This is a genomic window from Burkholderia sp. FL-7-2-10-S1-D7, from assembly GCF_001524185.1.
Lineage (GTDB): Bacteria > Pseudomonadota > Gammaproteobacteria > Burkholderiales > Burkholderiaceae > Burkholderia > Burkholderia diffusa.
In genome coordinates, this window is record NZ_LOWY01000074.1 from 126,582 (window position 1) to 146,007 (window position 19,426).

Consider the following 19,426-nt stretch of genomic DNA (forward strand, 5'->3'; position numbering starts at 1 on the left):
GCCGAAAACGCCCACTGTAGCCGATCCCCGCGATCGCTGCAGACGGCGGCCACGAGCCGTGCCCGGGCGCCGCCGCACGCGCATCGCGTCGCTGCGTCGTCAGAAGTTGTGCCGCAGCCCGAGCATCGCGGCGGTCGTGCCGACCCCGGGTGCGACCGGCTGCCCGTACACAAGCATCTGGTCCATCGTGCCGCGGTTGTTCACGTGGCCGACCTGCGCATACACCATCGTCCGCTTCGACAGGCTGTAGTCGGCCGTAAGCACGACGGCCGTCGACCGGTTCTCGGCGCGGTTGCGGTCCTTCAGGTAGTACACGGCCGAGGCGACCTGCAGCGCGGGCGTGAAGCGATAGCCGACGCCGGCCGACAGCATGTCGAGGTTCACCTTGTCCGCATGCGACGGATTCCGGCCGTTGCCGTACGACGCCGACACCGAGAAATCGCGGATCGTGTATCGCGCGCCGACGTAGACGAAACGGTTGTTGTCGACGCCGGTCGGCGCGACACCCGGCGCCGGATTCGTGTCGTGGCCGTTGTAGTACACGGCCGACGCATTGAGCCCGTAGTTCGAGTACCGCAGCACGACCGATTCGCGCGTGCCGCCCTGGAACTGCCCGGCGACGCCGCCGGGCGCGTATTCGAGCGCGATCGACGCGCCCGCGAACGTCGGCGACTGATAGACGAGCGCGTTGCTGTCGTACAGCGCGCCGATCGCGCCGTTGGTGCTCGTCCCGGGCCAGCCGGCCGCGGTGTTCAGGCCGAGCCACGCGGTCAGCACGCTGCCGAAGAACTGCGCGTTGCGCACGTCGGTGTCGGCCATCGCGTAGATCATCGGCACGATCTGGCGGCCGGCCGTGAATGTGCCGAACGGCCCCGACACGCCGAGCGACGCAACCTGGTTGAAGATCGCGGCGGCGCCCGGCGTGTCGCTCAGCTGCATCTTGCCGGTGCCGCTGTCGAACGAACCCTGCAGCTTGAAGTTGACCTTGTAGCCGCCGCCCAGGTCCTCGCTGCCCTTGATGCCCCAGAAGCTCGAATAGATGCCGCCGTCCTTCATGCGGAACACCTTGCCGGTGTTCGGCGCATTCGGGCTGAACGACGCGGCCGACGTGCTCTGGTACAGCAGGCCCGTGTCGACCACGCCGTACAGCGTGACGGAGGATTGCGCATGCGCGAGCGCCGAACAGCCGGCAAGCGCCGCGAGCGCGGCCAGTTTCGTCTTCATCGAAGTCTCCAGGATCGTAATGGACCGCACGGGATCGAGCCCGGGCGGGTGAAGCGGGGGAAGCATCGAGGCAGGCGGGACGGCGCATGATGCGACGCCGGTGCGAGCCGTGCGGAAAGGTTACGCAACGGCGCGCGGCCGCTCCCCCCCATGCGCGGGGGGCAGGGTTGCGGAGAATCGAAGGGCGGCCGGCAGCGTGGCTGCCGTCAACGGCAGGGCGAAGCCGCGACCGACGTGTTCAGACGGGGTTCAAGGTGCGCTTTCGAGCAATCCGAGCACCAGCGCGCGACGCACCGCGTGCTTGCGCGAGCTGGCGTCGAGCTTGCCGAACAGGTTCTTCAGGTGCCACTTCACGGTTTCCTCGCCGACGGCGAGCGCCACCGCGATCTCCTTGTTCGAGAGGTTGCGCGCGAGCAGTTCGAGAATCGCGCGCTCCTTGGGCGTCAGCACGACGCTCGGCACCGCGCGCGGGCTTGCCGGGCTGCGCGGCGCGGGCGGCACGATGCGCGGCTGCGGCTGCGCGGGCCGCACGGACCCGTCGCCGGCGGGCGCCTCGTCGCCGATGCGGCGCGCCCAGTCGGCGACGGCCGGATGCGCGTCGGCGAGCGTGCGCGTGAGGCCGAACATGTCCGCGAGGTTCATCGCCTCGTCGAGCAGCGCCCGGCCGCCGTGCCCGGACTGGTCGAGCGCGAACGCGCTGAGCGCCATGATCTCGATGCGCTCGCGTCCCATGCTCATCTCGCGCGCCAGCACGGCGGCTTCGTCGAGCGCCGCGCACGCATCGTCCCAGCGGCGCGCGGCCAGCGCGGCGCCCGCGTGCGCCGTCGCCTGCAGCAGCACGACGGGGCGCCGCCACAGCGGCCCGTGCGACGGAAACTCGGCCGCGGCGATCGCATCGATCCGTTCAACGAGCGCATGGCAGGTCGCCTCGCGATAGCGCGCCGCGTGAATGCGCACCTGCTCGGCGAGACTCGCGACCGACAGGCGCGGCAGCCGGCGCGCGACACCCATCGCGTCGAGCGCCTCGAGCAGGTCGATCGCGCGATGCTCGACGCCGCGCAGCAGCGCGATGCGCGCGGCCGTCCGGTAGCCGAACAGCACGGTGTCGGGCGTGCCCGCGTGTTCGAGCACGTCGAGACGGTTCGCGAGCAACGCGGCGGCCTGGTCGACGCGGTCGGCCTCGTACGCGATCGCCGCGCACATCGCCGCGAGCATGCAGGTCAGCGGATGGCGGCGCCCGAGATCGGCTTCCGCACGCGCGAGCGCCGGCGACAGTGCATCGTCCGCGAGCCGGATCTGGCCTTCGCGCAAGTAGCTCAAGCCCGTGATCAGCTCGCCCCAGCGCGCGACGTAGCCGAACCCGGCCGCCGTCTCGCCGCGCGGCGCGGCCTGCTGGAAGCGGCGCGCCTGCGCCGGTTCGCCGACGATGATCGCGCGCGCCGACAGCCGGTTCGCGTGCATCTGCGCGAGCCACGTCGCCGCCGGCGGCGTGAAGTCGGCCCACGGTTCGAACAGCTCGACGAAGCGATCGATTTCATCGGCGTAATACGCGGCCGCGCTGAGGATCAGCGCGCATTCGTAGCGCATCGCGGCCGGCGTGCCGGGGTCGGCCAGGATGCCCGCGATCTGGCGCTGCGCCTCGACATGGCGCTCGCCGAGCGCCAGCGCCCAGGCGACCGCGATCCGCAGCGTCGGGCGCTTGTCGAGTTCCGCGTCGGGCAGCAGCGCGAGCCAGTCGAGCACGTCGTTGATGCGGCCCTGCTTGATCGCGTCCTCGAGGCAGCGCTGCGCAAGCGCGTATGCCGTGTCGAACTGGTCGGCCGCATACGCGTGGCGCGCGGCTTCCTCCGTCATCCCGTGCGTGTCGAGCCACGCGGCCGCGCGCGCGTGCAGCGCGCTGCGCTCGGCGTCCGGCCTCGCCGCGAGGCGGTCGCGCAACGTATCGCGCACGAGCGGATGCAGCCGGCACCAGTCGGAATCGTCCGACGCGATGAACAGCGGCGTGTCGCGCGCGAGCCGCGAGAGCCGGTCGGGGGCGTTTGCGTCGTCGAGCAGCGCGGCGCACAGCGACGGATGCAGGCGGTCGGCGACGCTCGTGCGCGTGAGGAACGCGGTGTCGTCAGCCGACAAATTCGCGAGCAGCAGCTCGACGAGCCGGTCGCGGGTGCCGTCCATCCGCGCGGCAAGCGCGTCGACGGCCTGTCGCGGATCGGCCGAGCGTGCCATCGCGGCCATCGCGAGCTGCAGCCCGAGCGGCCAGCCGTCGACGCGTTCGAACAGGCGCGCGCACGCGTCGGCGTCGACCCGCTGCGCAAAGCGCGCGCCGACCAGCGCGATCGTCTCGTCGAGCGTGAAGCGCAGCCAGTCGGGGCCCGCGAGCGTGCATTGCCCGCCGGCGAGCAGGTCGCCGGCCGCGTGGTCGAGCCCGCGCCGGGCCGCGACGACCACCCGCAGGTTCTGCGGCGCGTTGTGCAGCACGTAGGTCAGCGCGTCGACGCCGGCGGGTGGCAGCCGCTCCGCGTCGTCGACGATCAGTAGCGCGTCGATCGACAGTTGCGCGACTTCGGCCAGCCACGCGGTCAGCCCCTCCAGCGCGCGGGCGGCACCGTCCGGAATCAGGCGCCCGAAGCCGGGCCGCGCGCAACCGGTGCGCACCGCCTGCACGAGCCCCTGCAGCAGGCGCGGTGCGTCGTCGCGCTCGTCGGCGGACAGCCACACGACGGCGCGGCCCAGCGCAAGGGATTCGCGGCGCCATTGCGCGAGCAGCGAGGTCTTGCCGTAGCCGGCCGGCGCCTGCACGAGCGTGACGGGCCGCGCGTCGAACGCCGGCGCGGCAAGGCTCAGCCGCGCACGCGCGAGCAACTGCGCCGGCACGCGCGGCGCGGTCGTCTTCAGCACGAGTTCGGTGGGGGGCGCGTCGGCGCGATCGGGTGGGTGGGCCATCGGGGCACGAGTGGGAATCCGGCGATGCCGTGCGGGCCAGCGTCCGGGGTGGGCGTGGGGGGAAGGATCGACCGAACCGCGTTCGCGCGTCAATCCCCCCCGCGACGAGTGGGGCCGCACCGCCGTCCGGTCGATAGCATGGGTTCCGATGCGTGATGAACGCAACCGACGAATGCAACCAGGAGGGACCATGAACATCGTATCGACCGGCGCGCGACTTAGCGCACCGAGCGCCGGATAAGCGGAGCGGCACGATGTATCGCCATCTGCTCGTGACGGTCGACGGCGTGCCCGGCGGCATCGATGCGATCGGCCATGCGCTCGAACTGGCGCGTGCGGTCGGTGCGCGGGTCACGTTCGTGCTGTCCGCCGCCGCGCCGGACTCGCGTTTATCCGGAGCGCGGATGCCGGAACACGGTGCGAAAGTGGAAGCCGCAGCACGGGCGCAGGGCCTGTCCCATGCGATCGCGGCGGCCGGCGACACCGCACCCGCCACGCTTGCCGGCGAGCTCGGCTGCGACCTGATCGGCGTCGCCGCGCTGCCGCACGATTGCGATGCCGCCGCAGCCACGCAACGGCGGGTGCTGCTGGCGACGAGCGGCGTGCCGGTGCTCGTGTGCCCGACGCGGCGTGCGCCGGCCGAGGCACGCGTGATGGCCCGCTGTCTCGCGGCGCATCGCGCGCTCGGCGAGCGCCTGCAGGCATTGACGATGGCGAGCGCGGACCCGGACGCGGCCAGACGGCCGATCGCCGACGCGCACGGCCCGCTGGCGGCACTGGCATCGCTCGCGGCGCTGCAGAACGCGCGCTTCGGCGCGTCCGCCGAAGCACGACTGTTTGCGGCATTGCGCATGCGGGCGGAGAGCACCGCGGCCGAACTCGACGAGCTCGACCGCCAGCGGCGCCGCGATGCGCATGCGCTCGACGCGCTGGCGCGGCTCGCCGCCGACGGGTTGCCGTCGGTCGCGTTCGATGCCGCGCTCGCCGACTATGCGCGCGGCGCGTTCGAGCAGATGGGGCGCATGGAAGGCGTGATTTTCCCGGCCGCGCGGCGCTACCTGGGCGACGCCGACTGGAACGAACTGGACGTGCCCCCGGCGAGCGGCGCAGCCGCGACGACGCCCGGCGCGGACGAACCCGACGATGCGCGACGCGCATCCGACTGAATACTTACGGAGAACACGATGGCACATGCAGTGCGATTCCACGAAACCGGCGGCCCCGACGTGCTGCGCTGGGAAGCGGTCGAAGTCGGCGAGCCGGGCGCCGGGCAGGTTCGCCTGCAGCACGAGGCCGTCGGCCTGAATTTCGCCGACACGTATTTCCGCAGCGGCCTCTACCCGGTTCCGCTGCCGGCGGGCATCGGCGTCGAGGCGGCCGGCGTGGTCGAGGCCGTCGGCCCCGGCGTGACGAACGTCGCCGTCGGCGATCGCGTGACCTACACGGGCTTCCTCAACACGCTCGGCGCGTACAGCACCGAACGGCTGATTCCGGCCACGCCCCTCGTGAAGCTGCCCGCCGGCATCGCGTGCGAAACGGCCGCCGCGATGACGATGCGCGGGCTGACGTCGGCCTACCTGCTGCGCCGCATCCACGCGTTCGCGCCGGGCGACACGATCCTGCTGCATGCGGCCGCGGGCGGCGTCGGGCTGATCATGTCGCAATGGGCGAAGCTGCTCGGGCTCACGGTGATCGGCACCGTGTCGAGCGAACACAAGGCCGCGGTCGCCCGCGCACACGGCTGCGACCACACGATCGACTACAGCCGCGAGGACGTCGCGAAACGCGTGCGCGAACTGACGGACGGCGCGGGCGTCGACGTCGTGTTCGACAGCGTCGGCAAGGACACCTTCGAAGGCTCGCTCGATTCGCTGAAGCGGCGCGGGCTGATGGTCTGCGTCGGCACCGCGTCGGGCCCGATCCCGCCGTTCGACCCGCAGCGCCTCGCGATGAAGGGCTCGCTGTACCTGACGCGCCCGGCGCTGGCCGACTACATCGCCGATCCGGCCGAGAAGAACGACCTGGCCGGCGAACTGTTCGCGCACGTCGCGGCCGGCCGCATCAAGATCGAGATCAACCAGCGCTACGCGCTGCAGGACGCCGCGCAGGCGCACCGCGATCTCGAATCACGCAAGACGACCGGTTCATCGGTGTTCATCGTCTGAGGAGACGCGCATGCGAGTCGAACCCCTGACCTGCGCGATCGGCGCAGAACTGCTGGACGTGAGCCTCGCCGACGCCGTGCACGACGACGGCCTGTTCGCCGAGATCCGCGCGCAGCTGCTGCGTCATCGCGTGCTGTTCCTGCGCGACCAGGACATCACGCGCGCCGAGCACGTCGCGTTCGCGCGGCGTTTCGGCGAGCTCGAGGATCATCCGGTCGCCGGCAGCGATCCCGAGCACCCGGGTCTCGTGCGGATCTACAAGTCGCCCGACCAGCCGAACGACCGCTACGAGAATGCGTGGCACAGCGATGCGAGCTGGCGCGTGGCGCCGCCGTTCGGCTGCGTGCTGCGTTGCGTCGAGGGTCCGCCGGTTGGCGGCGACACGATGTGGGCGAACATGGTGCTCGCGTACGAGCGCCTGCCGGAATCCGTGAAGCAGCAGATCGACGACTTGCGCGCGCGCCACAGCATCGAGGCGAGCTTCGGCGCCGCGATGCCGATCGACAAGCGCCTCGCGCTGAAGGCGCAGTACCCGGACGCCGAGCATCCGGTCGTGCGCACGCATCCCGAAACCGGCGAAAAGGTGCTGTACGTGAACGCGTTCACGACGCACTTCACGAACTTCCACACACCTGCTCGCGTGCGTGTCGGGCAGGACGCGAATCCCGGCGCTGGCCAGCTGCTGCAGTACCTGATCAGCCAGGCCTATATCCCCGAGTACCAGGTGCGCTGGCGCTGGAAGAAGAACAGCGTCGCGATCTGGGACAACCGCAGCACGCAGCATTACGCGGTGATGGACTACCCGCCGTGCGTGCGCAGGATGGAGCGCGCGGGCATCGTCGGCGACGTGCCGTTCTGAGCGCGCCCGCACCGTAAGCGATCCGCAACGACGCAACAACGCACCGGGCCCGCCGCCCGGCGCGACGGGATACGCACGCCCGTACACCCCGAACACAACGATTCCATCTGGAGGACGACATGCAATTTCTCGACGATTCGCTGCACCCGGAAAACCAGGACAAGGTAGTCATCACGGTCGCGCCGTACGGCCCCGAATGGATGCCCGCGGACTTTCCGGAAGACATTCCGGTAACGATGGACGAACACGTGCAGAAGGCCGTCGACTGCTACAACGCGGGCGCGACGGTGCTGCACCTGCACGTGCGCGAGCTCGACGGCAAGGGCAGCAAGCGGCTGTCGAAGTTCAACGAACTGCTCGGCCGGCTGCGCGAGGCGGTGCCCGACATGATCCTGCAGGTCGGCGGCTCGATCTCGTTCGCGCCGGAAGGCGAGGGCGCGGAAGCGAAATGGCTGTCCGACGACACGCGCCACATGCTCGCCGAGCTGACGCCGAAGCCCGACCAGGTGACGGTCGCGATCAACACCGTGCAGATGAACATCACCGAGCTGATGAACCGCAAGGACATCGCCGGCACGTCGCTGAACGAGGCAGCGCTGTGGGACGCATACCGCGAGATGACCGTGCCGGCCGGCCCCGGCTGGGTCGACGAGCACCTGCGCCGGCTGCAGGCGGCCGGCATCCAGCCGCATTTCCAGCTCACCGGCATGCACGCGCTGGAGACGCTCGAACGGATCATCCGCCGCGGCGTCTATCGCGGCCCGCTGAACGTCACGTGGGTCGGCATCGGTGGCGGTTTCGACGGCCCGAACCCGTACAACTTCATGGAATTCGTGCGGCGCTGCCCGGACGGCGCGTGCATCACGCTCGAATCGCTGATGAAGAACGTGCTGCCGATCAACACGATGGCGATGGCGCTGGGGCTGCATCCGCGCTGCGGGATCGAGGACACGATCATCGACCAGAAGGGCAACCGGATGACGTCGGTGCAGCAGGTCGAGCAGTGCGTGCGGATCGCGCGCGAACTCGGCCGCGACATCGCGACCGGCAAGGAGGCGAAGGCGATCTACCGGATCGGCGTGCAGTACGACGGCATCGACGAGACGCTCGCGCAGCTCGGGATGGCGCCGAACCGCCGGCCGGGCGAGGTGAACGTGCCGCTGCGCGCGGCCTGACGCACCGCGCATCCGGGTGGCGCGCCAGCGCCGCCCGCCGATCGATGTGCCGCGGCACCCACCCTCGCGCGGTGCGCGAGGCAAGCTCCGACGAACGGAGCGGGGCCGTGCAAGCCGCGCCGGCGCATTGCCGCACCGGTGCCGGAGGAGACACGCATGCTGATTCATCACGTCGAGCCGTCGCTGCAGGACGTGGCGGCCACCGGGCGGCGCGCGCCGGCCTATGCCTGGCTCGTATTCGGGCTCACCGTCGGTCTGCTGCTGTCGGACTACATGTCGCGGCAGGTGCTCAATGCCGTGTTTCCGCTGCTGAAGCACGCGTGGGGACTGTCGGACACGCAGCTCGGGTCGCTGTCCGGCGTCGTCGCGCTGCTCGTCGGGTTGTTGACGTTTCCGCTGTCGGTGCTCGCCGACCGCTTCGGCCGCGTACGCAGCATCGTGCTGATGGCCGCGCTGTGGAGCGTCGCGACGCTCGGATGCGCGCTGTCGACCAACTACGCCGAAATGCTCGTGGCGCGCGGGCTCGTCGGTCTCGGCGAAGCCGCGTACGGCAGCGTCGGCGTCGCGCTGATCCTCAGCATCTTTCCGGCGCGCCTGCGCGCGACGCTGACCGGCGCGTTCATGGCCGGCGGCGCGTTCGGCTCCGTGTTCGGGATGGCGCTCGGCGGCCTCGTCGGCGCGCATCTCGGCTGGCGCTGGTCGTTCGGCGTGATGGCCGCGCTCGGCATCGTGCTGCTCGTCGCGTATCGCTGCGTCGTGACCGAACGGCGGCTCGCCGCTTATCGCATCGAACCGTGCCGGCGCGACGCCAGCGCGCCGCGCGACCTGCGCGGCAGCGTGCGCGCGCTGATGTCGGGCTTGTTCGCATCCCGTTCGGTGATCTGCGCGTATGTCGGCAGCGGGCTGCACCTGTTCGTGCCGGGCGCGCTGTTCGCCTGGTTGCCGAGCTACCTGAACCGCTATTACGCAATGGCGCCGGACCGCGCCGCCGTGCTTGCGGCCGGCTTCGTGCTGCTGTCGGGCGTCGGGATGGTCGGCTGCGGGATCGTCACCGACCGCATCGGCAAGACAGACGGCAAGCGCAAATGGCTGACCGCGATCGCGTATTGCGTGCTGACGGGAGTGTGCCTCGCGGTCGCGTTCCGGCTGCCGCCCGGGCCGCTGCAACTCGCACTGATCTGCGCGGGCATGCTGGTCGGCGCGGGTGCGTCAGGCGCATCGGGCGCGATGGTCGCGAACCTCACGCCGGCCGCGATCCACGCCTCGGCGTTCGCGACGCTCACGCTCGCCAACAACCTGCTCGGCATGGCGCCGGGCCCGCTGCTGACGGGGTGGGTCGCCGATCGCACCGGCCTCGTCGGCGCATTGCAATGGATTCCCGCCGTGCCGCTCGCGGCCGCCGTGCTGTTCGCGATCGGACGCGCGAGCTACGCGGCCGATATCGCGCGCGTCGAACGCGAACGGCGCGCGTCACACCTTTCCTGAACCGAACCCTCCCGGAGGCAGCATGACCCTGGCAACCGCCCCCACCATCCTGATCGTGCCCGGCTTGCGCGATCACGTCGAAGATCATTGGCAGACGCATCTGCAACGGCGCCTGCCGAACGCGCGCGCTGTCGCGCCGCTCGAAGCCGACAAGCTGAGCCGCGCCGCGCGCGTCGCGGCCCTCGATGCGGCTTTGACCGCGATCGACGGCCCCGTGATCCTCGTCGCGCACAGCGCGGGTGTCATGATCGCCGTGCATTGGGCGCTGCAGGCCACGCGTGCCATCGATGGCGCGCTACTCGCCGCGCCGGCCGATCTCGATACGCCGATGCCCGCAGGCTATCCGACGCAGGATGCGCTCGACGCGCAGGGCTGGACGCCGGTGCCGACCCGGCCGCTGCCGTTTCCGAGCATCGTGGCCGCGAGCCGCAACGATCCGCTCGCGCGGTTCGAACGCACGCAGGCGCTGGCGGCAGGATGGGGCAGCCGGCTCGTCGATCTCGGCGAAGTCGGACACCTGAACCCGGCGTCCGGGTACGGCGAGTGGCGGGATGCGGAGCGGCTGATCGGGGCGGTGATCGCGCTGCGTGCGGCCTGAGCGCCGTCTGCAACGCGCCGCGCACGATTTCATGCCGGCGCGTCCGTCGGACCCGATTTCAGTTCAGCGTCCGTTGATATACGACGTCCTAACATGCGACCTATCCGTCGCAACGGCCAATCAACAAATCCTCAACGAACGGAAGGTTTTTGTTAGGGAAATTCCCGCCCCGCGCGGGTCGGTTTTTTGTTGACCGACATCGTATAACGCCGTCATGATTTCCCGAAAGAAAGGTCCCATCCACCGACCGAAGCGAGGAGACATGAACACCACCACGATCGCGCGCCGTGTCCGCCGGATCGCCCTGGCGCTGGGCCTGACGCTGTCGGCTGCGGCCGCCGTCGCGGCTCCCGTATCGCTGAACGTCGTCGACGTCGCGGGCAACCTGCAGCTCACGCAGAAGGCCATCGAGGCGTTCAAGGAGAAGAACCCGAATCTCGTTTCGAACGTGACGTTCACGAACGCGCCCGCGCCGCAGTTGCCGGGCAAGATCAAGGCGATGCAGGCGGCGGGACGTGCCGACATCGACCTCGTGCTGACGGGCACCGACGCGCTGGCCGCCGGCATCGAACAGAACCTGTGGCTGAAGCTGCTACCCGACAACGCGGGCGCGTTTCCCGGCGTGCTCGACAAATACGCGCCCGGCCCGCGCAAGATGCAGGACCTCGCGCAGGGCTTCGGTCTCGAAGTGACCTACATGCCGGCCGGCCCGCTGCTCGAATACAACCCGGCCAAGGTCAGCGATCCGCCGAAGACGCCCGAGCAGTTGCTCGCGTGGTGCAAGGCGCATCCGAACAAGCTGATCTACGCGCGCCCGGCGAACTCGGGCCCCGGCCGCACCTTCCTGATGGGGCTGCCGTACGTGCTCGGCGACAAGAACCCGCAGGATCCGATCAACGGCTGGGACAAGACCTGGGCGTTCCTGAAGCAGCTCAACGACTGCGTGCCGTACTACCCGGGCGGCACGTCGGCCGTGATGAAGGAGCTCGGCGAAGGCACGCGCGACATGACGGTGACCGTCACCGGCTGGGACCTCAACCCGCGCGCGCTCGGCATCGTGCCGGCCGACTTCCGTATCCAGGCATTCGACAACATGACGTGGGTCAACGATGCGCACTTCATGGTGATTCCGAAGGGCGTGGCGAAGGACAAGCTCGACGTGCTGTTCAAGCTGATGAACTTCCTGCTCGAACCGGCGCAGCAGGCGATGACCTACGACGACGGCTACTTCTATCCGGGCCCGGCGGTGAAGGGCGTGACGCTCGAGATGGCGCCCGCGCACAGCCAGGAGGTGATCAGGAAGTTCGGCCGCCCCGAATACGCGAAGCTGCTCGCGGATCGTCCGCACGTGCAGCCGCTCAACGCGCAGGCGATGGTCGCCGCGTTCCAGAAGTGGGACCGCGAGATCGGATCGCAGAAGTCGAAATGACGCATGACCCCGCGGGCGCCGCGGCGCCCGCGCCGACGGAGTTCGCGTAATGAAGCACAGTTTCGAACGGTTGCGGCTCGACGGCGTGTGTCGCAGCTTCACCAATGCGGAGGGCGCGCAGGTCGCGGCACTGAACGGGCTCGATCTCGACATCAGGCGCGGCGAGTTCATCGCGCTGCTCGGCCCGTCGGGCTGCGGCAAGTCGACCGCGCTGAACTGCATCGCCGGGCTGCAGCCGCTCACGAGCGGCGGCATCTGGCTCGACGACACGCGCATCGACGTGTTGCCGCCCGAGCGTCGCGGCTTCGGCATGGTGTTCCAGAACTACGCGCTGTTTCCGCACATGTCGGTGCTCGAGAACGTCGGCTTCGGGCTGAAGATGCGCGGCGTGCCGAAGCAGGAAGCGCGGCGGCGCGCGCAGCAGGCACTCGAACTCGTGCAGCTCGTCGGCCACGAGGGCAAGCTGCCCGGGCAACTGTCGGGCGGGCAGCAGCAGCGCGTCGCGATCGCGCGCGCGATCGTCATCGAGCCGCCGCTCGTGCTGATGGACGAGCCGCTGTCGAACCTCGACACGAAGCTGCGCATCGAGATGCGTGCCGAGATCCGCCGCATCCACACGCAGCTCGAACGCGCGACGATCTACGTGACGCACGACCAGGACGAAGCGCTGTCGATGGCCGACCGGATCGTCGTGATGAAGGAGGGCGTCGTGCAGCAGGTGGCGTCGCCGAAAGACGTGTACACGCGCCCGCGCACCCTGCACGTCGCACGCTTCATGGGCTATCGCAACGTGCTGCCGTTCACGCTCGAAGGGATGGCCGGCGATTACGTGAACGTCACCGCGGCCGGCGTGCGCATCACGGGTGTGCCAATGGCCGGTTTCGACGGCAAGGACGTCGTGGTCGCGCTGCGCCCCGACGACATCGAGCGTGCGGAAGAGGGCGCCGACAACGCATTCGACGCGACCGTCGAAACGGTCGAATACGGCGGCCGCGACTCACTCATCCGCGTGATCACGCCGTTCGGCCCGATCTGGGCGCGGGTCGCCGGCGAATTCGCCGAGGGCGAGCGGTTGCGGTTGCGCGTGGCGCAGGCGCGCACGCTTGTCTATGCGGGAGACGCGCCATGAACGGCCGCTGCGCCGCATGCGTGGCAGCGCGCTGCCCGGAGGCCGCATGAGCACGCTCGCGACAGGCGGCGCGCCGCGTGACGCGAAGGCGTGGCTCGTCACGCCGGCGATCGCGTTCGTCGTCGCGCTGTTCATCTATCCGTTCGCGTACGGCCTCGTGCTGTCGTTCCAGCCGATGAACGGCGGCGGCGCGCTCGCAAACTACGTGCAGTTCTTCACCGACACCGCGATGTGGCCGACCGTGCTCGTCACGCTGAAGCTCGCGGTGCCGGCGACGCTGATCAACGTCGGCATCTCGGTGCCCGTCGCATTTGCGCTGCGCCGCAACTCGCCGTACCAGAAGCTCGTCACGACGCTGCTCGTGATTCCGGTCACGCTCGGCACGGTGCTGGTCGCCGACGGGATGCTCACGTATTTCGGACCGAACGGCTGGTTTCCGCAGGCGCTTCAGGGGCTGCACCTTTACACGGACGAAGTGCGCCTCACGCACAATTATTGGGGCGTCCTGCTGTCGCTGATCGTGTCGGGCTTTCCGTTTGCGTTCCTGCTGATGCTGTCGTACATCAGCGGCATCGACCCGACGCTCGCGCGCGCCGCGGCCACGCTCGGCGCGAACCCGTGGCAGCAGTTCCGGCGGATCTACCTGCCGCTGCTCGTGCCGGGGCTCACGATGGCCGCGTGCCTGTCGTTCGTGCAGGCGTTCTCGGTATTCCCGTCGGCCGTGCTCCTGGGCGCGCCGGCCGGGCCGACGCGGGTGATCTCGATCGCGGCCGCCGAAGCCGCGTTCGAGAGCTACGACTATTCGCTCGCATCGGCGATCGCGATCGTGATGGGCTTCGTGCAGTTGCTGGTGGTCGCGTCGATGCTCGGCGCGCGCCGCTTCTTCTATACCGGTCCGGTCACGGGGGGCAAGGGCTGATGGCGACCGACAATCATGCGGCGCCGGCATGGCCGCCGAAGCACAGCCCGCCCGGCGCGCGGCCCGTCAACGCGATGAAGCCGCGGAAACTACGCGACAGCCTCGCCGGCCGCGCGTGGAAGGCGCTCGTATGGGGGCTGATGGCGTTCTTCCTGCTGAACGTGATGCTGCTGATCGCGACCGTCGCGGTGAACTCGGTCGCGACACGCTGGTTCGGCACGCCGCTGCCGCAGGGCTTCACGCTGCACTGGTATGCGAAGGCGTGGGAAGACTTCCAGCTCGCCAGCGTGCTGTGGGTGACCGTCGAAGTCGTCGGCGCGGTCGTGCTGCTGTCGGTCGCGCTCGGCGTGCCGGCCGCCTACGCGCTTGCGCGCGTGCAGTTTCGCGGCAAGCGCTTCGCGCTGCTGGTGTTCCTGCTGCCGCTGATGGTGCCGCCCGTCACGTACGGGATCCCGATGGCGACCGTGATGTACAAGGTCGGGCTCGCGGGTACGCTACCCGGCGTGATCCTCGCGAACCTCGTGCCGGCGCTGCCGTTCGTGATCCTCGTGATGACGCCGTTCATCGAGCAGATCGATCCGAATCTCGAAGCCGCCGCGCGCATCTTCGGCGCGAACACGTGGCGCTATTTCCGCTACGTTCTGCTGCCGCTGCTGGTGCCCGGCATGCTCGCGGCGGGGCTGCTCGTACTGGTGCGCACGATCGGGATGTTCGAGCTGACCTTCTTCACCGCGGGCCCCAGCACGCAGACGCTCGTCGTCGCGCTGTATTACGCGGTGTTCTCGACGGGCGTGCGCGCGCCGCAGTCGATCGACGCGATGGCGATGATCTACATGGCCATCACGCTCGTGTGGGTCGTGATCGCGCTGCAGTTCGTGAGCCCGACGCAGCTCGTGAGTCGCGTGAAGCAGGAGCGGCAGTAGGCGCGCACGAAAGCGGCGGGGCAGCGGGGCGCTTGCACCGATCACGCCGTTCCCGCCTTCCGTGCAATTGGTTACAAATGGATACCGCGAACGACGCGCGGACGTTGCAGACTACGCGGCATACCGGCTCGGCGATGCGCTCACTGGCATCGCTGCATGCCGCCCGACGTTCACCCGATTCGCGGAGTTCCATGAAGTTTCCCACGCTGCTGACACTCGGCTGTGCCGCCACGCTGCTCGCCGCCTGCCACCTGCTCCACGACGGCCCCGGATCGAGCGACATCGATGCGGCGGTGCGCCGCGCGCTCGAAGCGGAAAACCACGGTGGCCTGAACGCGCTGTTCGGCCAGCCGCTGCCCGTGTCGGCCGACGTGGTCTCGGCGAAGCCCGCCGGCGACTGCAGGAAGGCCGGCGACCGCACCTACGCGTGCGACGTCGTGATCACCTGGCGCAACAGCGATTACACGCCGTCGCGCGCGAACCTGACCTTCGTGCAGGCCGCCGACGGTTCGTGGCAGACCTCGGGTGTCGACGCCGCCATCGCGACCGGCGCCGCCAAGTCGCTGATCGACCAGATCGGCAAGGCCTGGCCTGGCAATGCGGCCAGCGGCGCGTCGGCACCGCAGTGATGCGCCGGCGACGAGCTTCGTCGCCGCTTCTGCCGAAATACCGTGCGGACGATGCGTGCGGCACCGTCGCCTGCCTTCCGTTGAAGGCGACCGTTACCCCGTCTTGTCCGACGCATGAACCGTGCGTAACGGGGAAAAAGGGCGCAAACACTGCCTCCCATCAGTCGAAGCCATCCTCGGTATGCGGGTCGACATATAGGGAAAACCCTTAATTCGAGATATAATCGCGGGCTAGTAGAAAGGTCGAACCATGCCCGAACGTTTCCAATCTCTCGAAAAGTTTTTGTTCTCCCTGGTCGTGATGTCCGCGGTCTTCTGCTCCGCATTCCTCGCTTACGAGCGTCACCCCGAGATCAAGATCGCGCTGCACGAAGGCGAAGCGCTGATGCGCGAAAGCGCCAAGTATTCGGCCATCTGCTCGCCGTCCAAGGTCGATCCTTGCGTCGAGATGTCCGCTTACTGAGCCTCGTCTCCCGCTGACGCACCCCGCTGATTCCCGCCGACACGCGTCGGCGGCACGCATCGCGCACCCGCGCGCACCGGTTCCGGTCGCGCATCGCCTGAACTGAACCCCGCTTCCCCGATTCCCGGATTCCGCTGCGGCGACTGTCATGCCGCTTCGTCACGCCGGTGCGCCCGTTCGCGCATGCGCCGGCACGATGCGCGTGCTGCTCAACAATTCTCCGCCGAAAGCGGACAGGCACGCGCCGCCCCCGCCGATTCCGGATAGCCGGCGCCCGTTGCGCTGCACATAATGGTGCAACGGCGTCGGCCCGTCCGACGCCTTCGTAGCGTGGCACCGCGACTGTCCCGCGCATCCGCAATCCGACCCGGCGCTTCCCGAATGACGATCCTCTATCGCGGCATGGACCTCGCAGCGCTCGATGCCGCCTACCTGAACACGAAGGCCATTCCCGATTTCCCCGCGGTGCTCGCGTCCTGCCAGGCACGCAGCGCAGCGCTTTACGATGCGACGCCCGGGCAACGCGACCTGCGTTACGGTGCGCATCCGGCGCAGCGCTTCGACTGGCTGCGGTGCGGCCGGCCCGACGCGCCGCTGTTCGTGTTCATTCACGGCGGCTACTGGCAGCATTGCGCGAAAGAGGATTTCGCGTACGCGGCCGCCGGGCCGCTTGCACGCGGCTTCGACGTCGTGCTCGCCGAATACACGCTCGCACCGACCGCATCGATGACCGACATCGTCGGCGAGATCGGCGCGTTGCTCGACCATCTCGCGGCCGACCCCGACGGGATCGGCACCGCGGGACGACCGATCCACCTGAGCGGTCACTCGGCCGGCGGCCACCTGACGGCCGTGCATCGCGCGCATCCGGCCGTCGTGTCTGCGCTCGCGATCAGCCCGCTCGTCGATCTCGAACCGATCTCGCTGTGCGTGCTCGACGACAAGCTGAAGCTCACCGCGCAAGAGATCGCCGCGTACAGTCCACTGCTTCACGTCGGGCCCGGCGCACCGACCATCGTCGCGGTCGGTGCGGCCGAGCTGCCGGAGCTCGTGCGCCACGCGCACGAATACGCGGACGCATGCGAAGCGGCCGGCGAACGGATCGCACGCGCGTGGCTACCCGGCATGCAGCACTTCACGGTGCTCGACGATCTCGCGAAACCTGAGAGCGCGATGCTCGCTGCGTTGCAGGCGGTCGCGCCGCATTGACCGCGCCGCATTGCCGCTCATTGCGACGCGCACGGATCAGGGCATTCGGCTGTCGACGTCAGACCGGCATCGACATCGGGGGCAGGGGCGGCGTCGGCGCCTTGCTGGCGGACCGTATCCGACGCCACTGCCTGCAACCTTGCTGCCATGTCCGGCGCGATGCCGAGCTGCGCGGCCGCTTGCTCCTGCGGGCCAAACGTGCGGACGTCGACACCGGCGATCTGTTGGAATAGCACGAGCGCGCTCAGGTAAGCGCCCAGCACGCCTGGATGCAGATAGTCTGGCCGCGAGATCGGCGGGTCGTTCTGCGCGCGCATGCCGTACCACAGCAGCGGCGCGCCGGACGGCGCATACGGGTCGGGATCGGCGACGCCGGTCGTCCACGCGCGCTGCCACGCGCGGCCGACCGGCACGACGGCAGCGATGGACGGATCGCCCCGTCGCGCGCCATCGAACGCATCGCGATATGCGGCGACGAGGGCGGTGAGGCGATCGAGGTAGCGCGCGTGAAAACCGACGCTATCCGGCTCGCCTGCCAGCGCTTTCGCGAGATCGGCACGTGGCCAGGTTTCATACAGATAGACACGCGCTTGCGGCGCCGCCGCGCGAATGCCGCGTGCGAGCTTCGCGACGCTCGCACGGAAACCAGCGGGATCGCTAGCGCGGCTGTGCGTGAGCGCGAACGGCAGAGGCTTCGCGCTCAGTTCCTGCAGGACCACCACATCCCACGTGGGCCGGTCGATCACGTCGGATGCGACGCGGTCATGTTTCGCGAGACTCGTCGCCGACATCGCTTCCAGATGAACCTCGTAGTCGAGTCCGGCTTCGGCGGCGAAGCGCGCGAAAATCCCCGGAATCCCGCCCCAGGGGCCCGGCTCGCGTTCGGCGCGGGCCCCGGTCTGCCCGACGTTTTCGTCGACGACCCGCGCGGTGCCGCCAACGTCCTTGCTGCCGGAGCGCATCGCGCCGTACGAACGCACGGGCGTGTAACGGCCGTGCGTGAGGCTGTCGCCGACGAACAGGATGCGTTGCGGCGTGCGCATTGACGGAACGGGCGACCCGCCCGGCAAGTGCGTGGCTTCCGTGGCTGAGGTGGCCGTCGCCGGCCCGACGACCAGCAACGCCACGACGCACGTCAGTGCGAAACGCAAGATCGGGCAGCAGAACGAGGGCATGGCGGGCATTTCAGTCATCGCGGGGTTCCGGAGGACGCGTGGCCGCAGTATTTCACGAAGCGGCCCAACGAGGCCGACCACGCATCGCCGGACGCGTACGGTAGACTGCTCGCTGGCTTTCCCGCCGCCAATGACACGACCACTCGCGCCCGCTCACACGCCATGGACCGAATCGATGCGATGAAGGTGTTCGTCGCCACGCTGGACGAGGGCAGTCTCGCAGGCGCGAGCCGCCGTCTCGGCCGCTCGCCGGCGGCAGTCAGCCGCGCGATCGCGTTTCTCGAGGAGCACACGGGCACCGCGCTGCTGTACCGGACCACCCGGACGATTCGTCTCAGCGAAGCCGGTGAACGCTACGCCGCAGCGTGCCGCCGCATCCTCGCGGATCTCGAGGAAGCGGACATGCTGATCGCCGACGAACGCTCGGCGCCGCGCGGCCTGCTGACGATCACGGCACCGGTCGCCGCCGGCGAGGACGTGCTGCGCGCGCTCATCGACGAATTCATCGACCGCCATCCGGCCGTGTCGATTCGCCTGCAACTGCTCGACCGTCCCGTCAGCCTGATCGACGAAGGAATCGACGTCGCGCTGCGCATCGCACATCTGGCGGATTCGACGCTCGTCGCGATGCCGGTGGGCGCGGTGCGGCGCGTCGTCGTCGCGTCACCCGACTATCTGGCGAAGCATCCGCCGATCACCGCGCCGGCCGATCTCGCACGGCACCGGATCATCTCGATGACGCACTTCGGGCTCGATTCATGGAGCTTCCCGCCGTCGGGCCAGTCGGCGCTGCCGCAGGTGGTCCAGTTCACGCCGCGCTTCATCGTCAACACGATCCGCGGCGCGATCGCATCGGCGCTCGCCGGCCACGGCGTCACGCGTCTCTTCTCGTATCACGTCGCCGAGCAGGTTCGGGACGGCGCGCTGCGAATCGTGCTGCGCGACAGCGAACATGCGCCGCTGCCGATTCACGTCGTCACGCCTTACGGGCGGCTGTCGGTGCCGAAAGTGCGGACGTTCGTCGATTTCGCCGCGCCACGGTTGCGTGAGCACTTCGCACGGCTGGCCGCCATCACCGACGAAGATTGAACCGAAGCGCGG

General features: G+C 69.4%; 17 protein-coding genes. 14 read left to right on the forward strand and 3 right to left on the reverse strand.

Going from position 1 to position 19,426, the window contains the following annotated elements:
- Positions 1 to 99: 99 nt before the first annotated feature.
- Positions 100 to 1,224: a porin gene (locus WS75_RS22880; protein ID WP_059683407.1), complete on the reverse strand. Its 1,125-nt coding sequence runs from the start codon at positions 1,222 to 1,224 to the stop codon at positions 100 to 102.
- A 249-nt stretch (positions 1,225 to 1,473) separates the two neighbouring features.
- Positions 1,474 to 4,167, reverse strand: coding sequence for a LuxR C-terminal-related transcriptional regulator (locus WS75_RS22885; protein WP_059683410.1), 2,694 nt, complete (start codon positions 4,165 to 4,167; stop codon positions 1,474 to 1,476).
- Positions 4,168 to 4,421: 254 nt separating this feature from the next.
- On the opposite strand from WS75_RS22885, the gene WS75_RS22890 reads away from it, so the two are divergent.
- From WS75_RS22890 to WS75_RS22950, 13 genes are all read left to right on the forward strand, one after another.
- Positions 4,422 to 5,333, forward strand: coding sequence for a universal stress protein (locus WS75_RS22890; RefSeq protein ID WP_059683413.1), 912 nt, complete (start codon positions 4,422 to 4,424; stop codon positions 5,331 to 5,333).
- A gap of 18 nt (positions 5,334 to 5,351) precedes the next feature.
- Positions 5,352 to 6,332, forward strand: a complete 981-nt coding sequence (locus tag WS75_RS22895; protein WP_059683416.1) for a quinone oxidoreductase family protein — start codon at positions 5,352 to 5,354, stop codon at positions 6,330 to 6,332.
- Positions 6,333 to 6,342: 10 nt separating this feature from the next.
- Positions 6,343 to 7,191 (forward strand): TauD/TfdA dioxygenase family protein, encoded by an 849-nt coding sequence (locus WS75_RS22900; protein ID WP_059683419.1) that lies wholly within the window; start codon positions 6,343 to 6,345, stop codon positions 7,189 to 7,191.
- Positions 7,192 to 7,310: 119 nt separating this feature from the next.
- The gene (locus WS75_RS22905; protein ID WP_059683421.1) at positions 7,311 to 8,366 is read left to right on the forward strand and encodes a 3-keto-5-aminohexanoate cleavage protein; all 1,056 of its coding nucleotides are present in this window, start codon (positions 7,311 to 7,313) and stop codon (positions 8,364 to 8,366) included.
- 156 nt (positions 8,367 to 8,522) lie between these two features.
- Positions 8,523 to 9,851, forward strand: coding sequence for an MFS transporter (locus tag WS75_RS22910; RefSeq protein WP_059683423.1), 1,329 nt, complete (start codon positions 8,523 to 8,525; stop codon positions 9,849 to 9,851).
- A gap of 22 nt (positions 9,852 to 9,873) precedes the next feature.
- A complete protein-coding gene (locus WS75_RS22915; protein WP_059683425.1) occupies positions 9,874 to 10,449 on the forward strand; it encodes an RBBP9/YdeN family alpha/beta hydrolase in 576 nt (191 codons plus the stop codon).
- A 262-nt stretch (positions 10,450 to 10,711) separates the two neighbouring features.
- The gene (locus WS75_RS22920) at positions 10,712 to 11,878 is read left to right on the forward strand and encodes an ABC transporter substrate-binding protein (protein ID WP_059683427.1); all 1,167 of its coding nucleotides are present in this window, start codon (positions 10,712 to 10,714) and stop codon (positions 11,876 to 11,878) included.
- 49 nt (positions 11,879 to 11,927) lie between these two features.
- Positions 11,928 to 13,007: an ABC transporter ATP-binding protein gene (locus tag WS75_RS22925; protein WP_059683430.1), complete on the forward strand. Its 1,080-nt coding sequence runs from the start codon at positions 11,928 to 11,930 to the stop codon at positions 13,005 to 13,007.
- A 46-nt stretch (positions 13,008 to 13,053) separates the two neighbouring features.
- Positions 13,054 to 13,926: an ABC transporter permease gene (locus WS75_RS22930; protein WP_059683732.1), complete on the forward strand. Its 873-nt coding sequence runs from the start codon at positions 13,054 to 13,056 to the stop codon at positions 13,924 to 13,926.
- Positions 13,926 to 14,849, forward strand: a complete 924-nt coding sequence (locus WS75_RS22935; RefSeq protein WP_059683433.1) for an ABC transporter permease — start codon at positions 13,926 to 13,928, stop codon at positions 14,847 to 14,849. The genes WS75_RS22930 and WS75_RS22935 overlap by 1 nt, the downstream gene beginning before the upstream one ends.
- A 191-nt stretch (positions 14,850 to 15,040) precedes the next feature.
- The gene (locus WS75_RS22940) at positions 15,041 to 15,478 is read left to right on the forward strand and encodes a hypothetical protein (RefSeq protein WP_059683436.1); all 438 of its coding nucleotides are present in this window, start codon (positions 15,041 to 15,043) and stop codon (positions 15,476 to 15,478) included.
- A gap of 250 nt (positions 15,479 to 15,728) precedes the next feature.
- The gene (locus WS75_RS22945; protein WP_059683438.1) at positions 15,729 to 15,941 is read left to right on the forward strand and encodes a hypothetical protein; all 213 of its coding nucleotides are present in this window, start codon (positions 15,729 to 15,731) and stop codon (positions 15,939 to 15,941) included.
- Positions 15,942 to 16,322: 381 nt separating this feature from the next.
- Positions 16,323 to 17,150, forward strand: coding sequence for an alpha/beta hydrolase (locus WS75_RS22950; RefSeq protein WP_059683441.1), 828 nt, complete (start codon positions 16,323 to 16,325; stop codon positions 17,148 to 17,150).
- Positions 17,151 to 17,167: 17 nt separating this feature from the next.
- Here WS75_RS22950 and WS75_RS22955 read toward each other — a convergent pair whose 3' ends face one another.
- The gene (locus WS75_RS22955) at positions 17,168 to 18,193 is read right to left on the reverse strand and encodes a hypothetical protein (RefSeq protein WP_257129435.1); all 1,026 of its coding nucleotides are present in this window, start codon (positions 18,191 to 18,193) and stop codon (positions 17,168 to 17,170) included.
- Positions 18,194 to 18,487: 294 nt separating this feature from the next.
- Between WS75_RS22955 and WS75_RS22960 the strand changes: the two genes are divergently transcribed.
- Complete coding sequence (locus WS75_RS22960) at positions 18,488 to 19,414, forward strand: LysR family transcriptional regulator (RefSeq protein ID WP_059683446.1); 927 nt, start codon at positions 18,488 to 18,490, stop codon at positions 19,412 to 19,414.
- Positions 19,415 to 19,426: the final 12 nt, after the last annotated feature.

Bases quoted from the DNA above. Each gene is read 5' to 3' on its own strand.
- WS75_RS22880 (WP_059683407.1), bottom strand. From the start codon at position 1,224: ATGAAGACGAAACTGGCCGCGCTCGCGGCGCTTGCCGGCTGTTCGGCG.
- WS75_RS22885 (WP_059683410.1), bottom strand. From the start codon at position 4,167: ATGGCCCACCCACCCGATCGCGCCGACGCGCCCCCCACCGAACTCGTG.
- WS75_RS22890 (WP_059683413.1), top strand. From the start codon at position 4,422: ATGTATCGCCATCTGCTCGTGACGGTCGACGGCGTGCCCGGCGGCATC.
- WS75_RS22895 (WP_059683416.1), top strand. From the start codon at position 5,352: ATGGCACATGCAGTGCGATTCCACGAAACCGGCGGCCCCGACGTGCTG.
- WS75_RS22900 (WP_059683419.1), top strand. From the start codon at position 6,343: ATGCGAGTCGAACCCCTGACCTGCGCGATCGGCGCAGAACTGCTGGAC.
- WS75_RS22905 (WP_059683421.1), top strand. From the start codon at position 7,311: ATGCAATTTCTCGACGATTCGCTGCACCCGGAAAACCAGGACAAGGTA.
- WS75_RS22910 (WP_059683423.1), top strand. From the start codon at position 8,523: ATGCTGATTCATCACGTCGAGCCGTCGCTGCAGGACGTGGCGGCCACC.
- WS75_RS22915 (WP_059683425.1), top strand. From the start codon at position 9,874: ATGACCCTGGCAACCGCCCCCACCATCCTGATCGTGCCCGGCTTGCGC.
- WS75_RS22920 (WP_059683427.1), top strand. From the start codon at position 10,712: ATGAACACCACCACGATCGCGCGCCGTGTCCGCCGGATCGCCCTGGCG.
- WS75_RS22925 (WP_059683430.1), top strand. From the start codon at position 11,928: ATGAAGCACAGTTTCGAACGGTTGCGGCTCGACGGCGTGTGTCGCAGC.
- WS75_RS22930 (WP_059683732.1), top strand. From the start codon at position 13,054: ATGAGCACGCTCGCGACAGGCGGCGCGCCGCGTGACGCGAAGGCGTGG.
- WS75_RS22935 (WP_059683433.1), top strand. From the start codon at position 13,926: ATGGCGACCGACAATCATGCGGCGCCGGCATGGCCGCCGAAGCACAGC.
- WS75_RS22940 (WP_059683436.1), top strand. From the start codon at position 15,041: ATGAAGTTTCCCACGCTGCTGACACTCGGCTGTGCCGCCACGCTGCTC.
- WS75_RS22945 (WP_059683438.1), top strand. From the start codon at position 15,729: ATGCCCGAACGTTTCCAATCTCTCGAAAAGTTTTTGTTCTCCCTGGTC.
- WS75_RS22950 (WP_059683441.1), top strand. From the start codon at position 16,323: ATGACGATCCTCTATCGCGGCATGGACCTCGCAGCGCTCGATGCCGCC.
- WS75_RS22955 (WP_257129435.1), bottom strand. From the start codon at position 18,193: ATGCGCACGCCGCAACGCATCCTGTTCGTCGGCGACAGCCTCACGCAC.
- WS75_RS22960 (WP_059683446.1), top strand. From the start codon at position 18,488: ATGGACCGAATCGATGCGATGAAGGTGTTCGTCGCCACGCTGGACGAG.